Annotated in this window: 5 protein-coding genes and 1 tRNA gene; 5 read left to right on the forward strand and 1 reads right to left on the reverse strand. The window is 50.2% G+C overall.

Annotation, left to right across the window (positions count from 1 at the left end; translation table 11 throughout):
- Nucleotides 1-213: 213 nt before the first annotated feature.
- Entirely contained in the window at nucleotides 214-561 is a 348-nt protein-coding gene (locus tag HWQ67_RS10615) for a YnfA family protein (protein WP_218252665.1), read from the reverse strand.
- Between the two features lie 484 nt (nucleotides 562-1045).
- Between HWQ67_RS10615 and HWQ67_RS10620 the strand changes: the two genes are divergently transcribed.
- From HWQ67_RS10620 to HWQ67_RS10640, 5 genes are all read left to right on the forward strand, one after another.
- Nucleotides 1046-1522 carry a hypothetical protein gene (locus HWQ67_RS10620; protein ID WP_218252666.1) on the forward strand — a complete coding sequence of 159 codons (477 nt, stop codon included), beginning with the start codon at nucleotides 1046-1048 and terminating at the stop codon, nucleotides 1520-1522.
- A gap of 121 nt (nucleotides 1523-1643) precedes the next feature.
- Nucleotides 1644-2039, forward strand: a complete 396-nt coding sequence (locus HWQ67_RS10625) for a bacteriohemerythrin (RefSeq protein WP_218252667.1) — start codon at nucleotides 1644-1646, stop codon at nucleotides 2037-2039.
- A 12-nt stretch (nucleotides 2040-2051) separates the two neighbouring features.
- Nucleotides 2052-3542 carry a histidine kinase dimerization/phosphoacceptor domain -containing protein gene (locus HWQ67_RS10630; RefSeq protein WP_218252668.1) on the forward strand — a complete coding sequence of 497 codons (1491 nt, stop codon included), beginning with the start codon at nucleotides 2052-2054 and terminating at the stop codon, nucleotides 3540-3542.
- Between the two features lie 228 nt (nucleotides 3543-3770).
- Nucleotides 3771-3860: transfer RNA gene (locus HWQ67_RS10635), tRNA-Ser, on the forward strand.
- Between the two features lie 6 nt (nucleotides 3861-3866).
- Entirely contained in the window at nucleotides 3867-6521 is a 2655-nt protein-coding gene (locus tag HWQ67_RS10640; protein ID WP_218252669.1) for a CBS domain-containing protein, read from the forward strand.
- Nucleotides 6522-6785: the final 264 nt, after the last annotated feature.

Raw genomic sequence — 6785 nt, forward strand, 5'->3', positions numbered from 1 at the left:
TTTGAAAATGGATTCCCGTTTTCACGGGAATGACAAGAAATGGTATTTTGCGCCCATCTGTGTCATTCCTGCGTAAGCAGGAATCCAGAAAGTGCGAAACCATAGAGATATATTGAGTGGCTTATAAATGCCCCAAAAAGGAGTTCACGCTACGCAAAGGTTAGAGTTTCCATATAAACGGCCTCAACACTTTCCAGACGATACAGCGCTAAATTACTGCCGAGGCCAGTACATGATGATTACAACACCACATAATGCCATTGCACCACCAATCAAATCGAATCTATCTGGTACCACGTTGTCAATTTTCCAACCCCATAATATGGAAAGAGCGATAAATATTCCTCCATATGCTGCATACACCCGTCCAAAGTTAGCAGGTTGCAACGTTGGAATGACACCATAGACAACTAGTATTAATGCACCGGCAAAGGCATACCAAACACTTTTGTTCTCGCGCAACCAAAGCCACACGAGATAGCCACCACCAATCTCACAAGCGCCGGCCATGATAAAATAAAAAACCGATTTAATTGGTTGCCAAATTATTTCGAGATTCATTAAATGTTGATGACTTCGACAAAAGTCTCTACAAATTCACGGTACATAGTAACATGCATACCTATTATTGTATCATAAAGCTTTACATTAAAAATCTATGGGTTCGCAGTTTCTGCCAGGGCTATTTGTTCTTCGTGGCCGGGGTGCCCCACCCCTCCCCTTGACCCCATTATTTCACACTCAATTATCATGCCTGAAAAAACATGTGTCATTTCAGTATAGTATCAATTAGGATTACACATCCGCAATAAACTTGCCAAATGGCTATATACAGAGCGTTTCGATTGTGTGCAATGCAAGAAAAGAAAGGCACGCCTCTGGAGCAGGTTGACTAACAGATACCCCTACATGCTACTATAAAATAAGATTACGTATTCTAACGCTTAGATAAGGAGGTCATGACATGTAAGGTAACAACATGGCAATATCAGTGACAAGCAAGCGTAAGCAGACAAAAACAAAACACTAAAAAAAGGAGAACACGATGTTAAAAAAGACGATTATTGCTATTGCATTGACAATGATGTTGGCAACCACGGCAGTTGCAGCCCAGTACCCGGGGCTTATAGGGGCCGCCTATGGAAACGTCTCAAGCACTAACATGGTGGCATTGGTTTTTAATGCCTCGGTAAATCAGAAGATAGCCATCCTTACGTACCCCTCGTATACAGTATTGAATCCTGTATGCTTGTTATTTCCCATGAGCAGCTCATCGAGTGCTGTCTATGGGTATGGCAATGACGGTTTTTATGTGATTGCTCCCACTTCTGATGTCTATTTTGCGGCATGCATGAGTTCCAGCAGCTCTGCTACTGCCAGGGATTTATTCCTGTATGCCTTTGACCTTGACAAGTACGGCATAATGGCAAAGGACAACAAGAAGGAACCAACAGATGAGGAAAAAGCAGCCTTGAATCAACTGCTTCAGGAACAGTTCGGCAAACTCGGACAGGCCCAATAAATCCCCCGCATCCCCGTGCGTTAAACGTGACTCTTCCCGGGGATTTCCCCTGGGAGGGGTGAGGGGGAGGGTTAAATCGCGGGTGATTTGGATAAATAACAAGATTGGAGTGTCAGCGAAAATGCCTTTTATAGTATGGAATGACAACATTGGCCTGGGTATCAGGGAGATAGACGACCAGCACAAGGTGCTGGTAGACATTATAAACAAGCTGTTTGATGCAATGAGTGCAAAAAAGGCAAAGGATATCATGAGCGGGATTTTCAAGGAGCTTATTGACTATACCAGGTACCATTTTAACGCTGAGGAAGCCCTCATGGAGACCTACAAATACCCCGACATCGCACAACATAAACACGAACACGAACGACTCACTGTGCAGGTGCTTGACCTTCAGGAGCAATTTGCCGAGGGTAAGGTGATGGTGGATGCGAAGTTGATGAACTTTCTCAGAGACTGGCTCATTGATCACATTCATCTCTCCGATAAGAAAATATGGCGATTTATTAAGGGTTGATAGGGTACACATATGTTAAACGATACGGTACTGGTCATAGATGACAATGCAATAACGCTCAGGGAGGTCTGCGATACCCTCTCCGGCGACGGATACAAGACACTAACCGCCACAGGTGTCATGGAAGGGCTTGAGGGATTTGAACAACACAGGCCCGCTCTCGTCTTAATGGACATCGGACTTATGGATATCGGGGGACTTGACTTCATAAGACTCCTGAAAAAGCACTACCACGGTGACGTATCGTTTGTTGTCCTGACGGACGGACACAATGCCGGGATGCTCAAGACATTGAGCGACCTTGATGTCTGCTCGTTTCTGCGCAAACCGCTTGACCCCTATGAGTTGAGGGGTGCGGTAAAGCTAAATTTTGCCATGAGGACACGCAGGGATTCCACTGACAGGCAACAGCCTCCTGAAACAAAGCTATGCACCATCGGGGATATAACCGTGCTGCAAAAGGCCGTTGATATCATGCAGATTGGCGTCATGATTATAGATGACCGCATGAGGATACAGTACGTAAACGCCGCTCAGGCTACCATCTTTGGCATCACACCAGGGCAGATGCGTGGCAGGGCGCTGGATGAGTTCTTGCCTAATCAGTACTGTGTCATTTCGGATGAGAAAAGACACAAGACCGAACAACTCGTCTTTGCCGGTAGTGGGTATACGCACCTGCAGCTCATCTCGGACATGGTTATCGACGAGGCCGACAGACCCGTGGCCTTTATCTATTGCTGCATGGATATTACCGACCTCAAGGAAATGGAAAAGCAGATTTTTAAGGACAACTATGAGCTTGAGGACATCGTCAGGGACAGGACACGGCAACTGGAGCAGGCAAACAAGCAACTAACCGCCTCCCTCAAGGACAAGATGCTCCTACTGAAGGAACTCCACCACAGGGTCAATAACAATCTGCAGATAATCTCCAGCATGCTCAGTCTCAGCTCAGACCACATTACCGACCCGCAACTGCTTACGATCTTCAAAAGCAGCTACACCCGGATCAGGGCAATGTCCCTGATGCACGGCAAGCTCTACAACAGCCCCGACCTCTCAACCATAAACCCACAGGAGTACATTAGCGAACTGGTGGGTGAACTGTTATCCTCCTACAAGCTGTACTACAGTTCCCCCGATATCGATATCGAGGTGGACACCGACGACCTTGACATCAATCTCATGTTGCCCTGCGCCCTCATCATCAACGAGCTGATCTCAAACGCCCTCCGACATGCCTTTGCAAAAGACCAAAAGGGCAGGATACTCATCGTCTTCAAGCGCAACAACGACGACTTTACCCTGAGTATCAGTGACGACGGCATAGGGCTTGACAGAGAACAGGCCCTCAAAAAACAAAGTTACACCGGCCTGCAACTGGTCAATGACCTCGTCAGGAGCAAGCTCAAAGGCGTCATGGATATAGACACCGGCAAAGGAACCAAATTCACGATCTCCTTCAAGGAGGGGCAGAGCAGATATCACAACAAGGTCTGAAAGGTATATTCTTTATATTTCTATGGTAACTATACTTTTACGTATACTGGATTCCTGGTCAAGCCAGGAATGACACACTTGAAAAACGGCTGTAACTGTCATTCCTGCGAAAGCAGGAATCCATGCCTTTTAGCCGTGGAATAAAATTTACCCTGCTTTTTAAAGAGGATACCCCTAAACTACCCATAGCTTTTTAAATTGTTGAGCGATCAGTTATAATACCCCTATGGAGAGGTTGCCGAGTGGTTTAAGGCGGCGGTCTCGAAAACCGTTGTGGAGGCGACTTCACCGGGGGTTCGAATCCCCCCCTCTCCGCCAGAAAAAATGGATATAATCACCTGTCACGTAAACGCTGATTTTGACTGCCTTGCCTCTATGATCGGGGTACAGAAGCTCTTCCCCGATGGGAGGCTGGTGTTTCCGGGGTCTCAGGAGCGGGTGGTGAGGGAGTTTCTCAAGACGTTCCCCGTTGATACGCTGCGCATAAAGGACGTCATGATGCAGCGAGTCAAGCGTCTGATCATTGTGGACACGAAGTCCCCGGAGCGGATCGGCGAGTTCAAGTCGCTCCTGGGCAGACAGGGGGTTCAGGTCTTCCTCTACGACCACCACAGACGTGGTGATGGCGATATCGAGGCAACTGTAGAGACCATCGAAGAAGTCGGCGCCACCGCCACGCTTATAACCGAACTGATCCGCACCAGGGGGATATTCATCACCCCGCTGGAGGCCACCATCCTGTGCCTGGGCATATACGAGGAGACCGGCTCGCTGCGTTTCCTGTCCACGACGGAGAGAGACCTCCTGAGCGCCGCCTTCCTGCTCAAGCGCGGGGCAAACCTCAACATCGTCTCCGACTATCTCAGACCACAACTGAGCAAGGACGCCCTGTTGCTCCTGAACGAACTGATAGGCTCGATGACCGAGGTCTTTATCCACGGCATCAGGGTCAAGCTTGGCACGGCAACCCTGGAGAGCTACATGGGGGATGCCGCACAACTGGCCCACAACATCATGGATATGGAAGACATAGACGCCCTGGTGCTGATCCTGGGCATGGAGGGCAAGAGCATCATGATTGGCAGGAGTCGAGTGGCAGAGCTTGACATCGCCGACCTTTTGCGCAAGTTTGGTGGCGATGGCCATCCCATGGCGGCCTCCGCCATCGTCAACGAGCTCAATCCACTGCTCATCAAAGAGCGGGTTGCAGCACTGTTGCCCTCTATCGTCAAACCCACCAAGACAGCCAAGGACATCATGACATCGCCGGTGGTGAGCATCAACTTCACCTCGACGATAAAGTATGCCCAACGTCTGTTGACCAAATACGCTATAAACGTTCTGCCCGTGCTCAAAAACGACATCTACGCCGGCCTTATCTCACGCGAGACCGTGGAAAAGGCCATCTTTCACGGCTTCCACGACAGCGCCGTCTACGACTTCGCCACCACCGATGAACTCACCGCCTACACCACTACCCCCATACGCGAAATCGAAGAGGCCATGATCGAAAAAAACCAACGATTCATGCCGGTTGTCGCAGGCCATGAGATAGTCGGCGCCATAACCAGAACAGACCTCCTGCGCACCCTCTACGAAGACTACATCCGCAAGGAGCGCTATCCCGGTACGATAACGGAGCCCAAGCACGCCATTTCACGCAATGTTGCCGCCGTGCTGCGGGAGCGGTTGCCGGGATTTGCCAACAACCTGTTGTTGATAGCCGGTGAGATAGCAGACCGCCTTAACGTCAAGGCCTACCTCGTTGGCGGTTGCGTGCGTGACCTGTTGATGGCCCAGAGGAACCTCGATCTCGACATTGTGATCGAAGGAGATGGCCTGGCCTTTGCCGGCGAACTGGCCAGGTACCTGCACGCCAAATTCAAGACGCACAACAGGTTTCAGACCGCCAAGATCAGCGCCATCAAACACCCAGACTTTGAACGGGTCAATCTTCCCAAGGACTTCACCATAGACATCGCCACGGCCAGAACCGAGTACTACGAAAGCCCCGCTGCCCTGCCAACCGTTGAGACCTCCTCCATCAAGAAAGACCTCTACCGCAGGGACTTTACCATCAATGCCCTTGCCATCAGTATAAACGAGCGACACTTTGGCGTACTCATTGATTTCTTCGGCGCCCAGAAGGACATCAAAGAGCGCATCATACGCGTGCTGCACAACCTCAGTTTCGTTGAAGACCCCACGCGGGCCTTCAGGGCAGTGAGGTTGTCCGAGCGCTTTGGTTTTAAGATCAGCAAGCACATGGAAAAGTTGATAAGGTCTGCTATCAGCTTCAACCTGTTTGACAAGCTATCCGGTACGCGCCTCTACGACGAGTTTCTGCTCATCTTCAGGGAGACGGAGCCGGAGCGGGCACTGCACCGCCTCTCAAGCTATGGGCTTCTGGCAGTCCTGCATCGGGAACTGACATATACCCGACAGGTTGCATCGCTGCTGTATGCAGTGCGTGACACCTTTTCGTGGTACAGGCTGACCTTCCTGCCGGAGGAGGCCGATAAGGAGGCCGACACGGGTGCGGTGTACTTCATGGCGCTGTTGTCGGGCATCAGTGAATCCGCCCAGACAACCACGCTTGACAGGCTCTGCGCACCACCTCGGACGAAGGAGATCATAAAGAAGGCGCTGGGCAATTACAAGGCGGCCATGTCGGTGCTGGGTTGCGGTGATCCGGCTGTCATCTATCACGCCCTGCGGGGGTTTAACATAGAGGGCGTATTGTTTTTGATGGCCGCCTGTCATGTCGACAAGGGCAAGCAGAGGGCCATATCCCGCTATCTCACCGAACACAGGAATCTCAAGCCGGCAATTGACGGCATGACACTTCAGCAGATGGGCATAAAGCCAGGCCCCGTCTATTCCGTCATCCTCAGGGAAGTCCTCGACCACAAGCTGCGCGGCAACGTTAACACCGCAGATGAAGAAATTGCTTTTGTACGGGAAAAGCTCCGGCAATAAGCAAGAGAGCAGAAACATGTATAACAATATTCACCCCTAAGAAAAGAAAGAAGGGAGGCGGCTCCGCCCCTCCCTCAGACCCACCCCGCAAGGGGGCCAGCCCCCTTGACCCCTTCCTGCTTGTTATAGTTACTTTTGCTCTCCTGCTTAGAAAGAAGCACCTCCACTTAGAGCGGATGTTCTGCGTTTTAGCGGTAAAAAATCGTGTAACCCCTTGACATTAAACTATTATTCAAAATTGATAGTGTCTACACTTAGAACGGA

Origin of the sequence: Candidatus Magnetobacterium casense (assembly GCF_019173545.1) — a bacterium.
In the GTDB taxonomy this organism is placed as follows: domain Bacteria; phylum Nitrospirota; class Thermodesulfovibrionia; order Thermodesulfovibrionales; family Magnetobacteriaceae; genus Magnetobacterium; species Magnetobacterium cryptolimnobacter.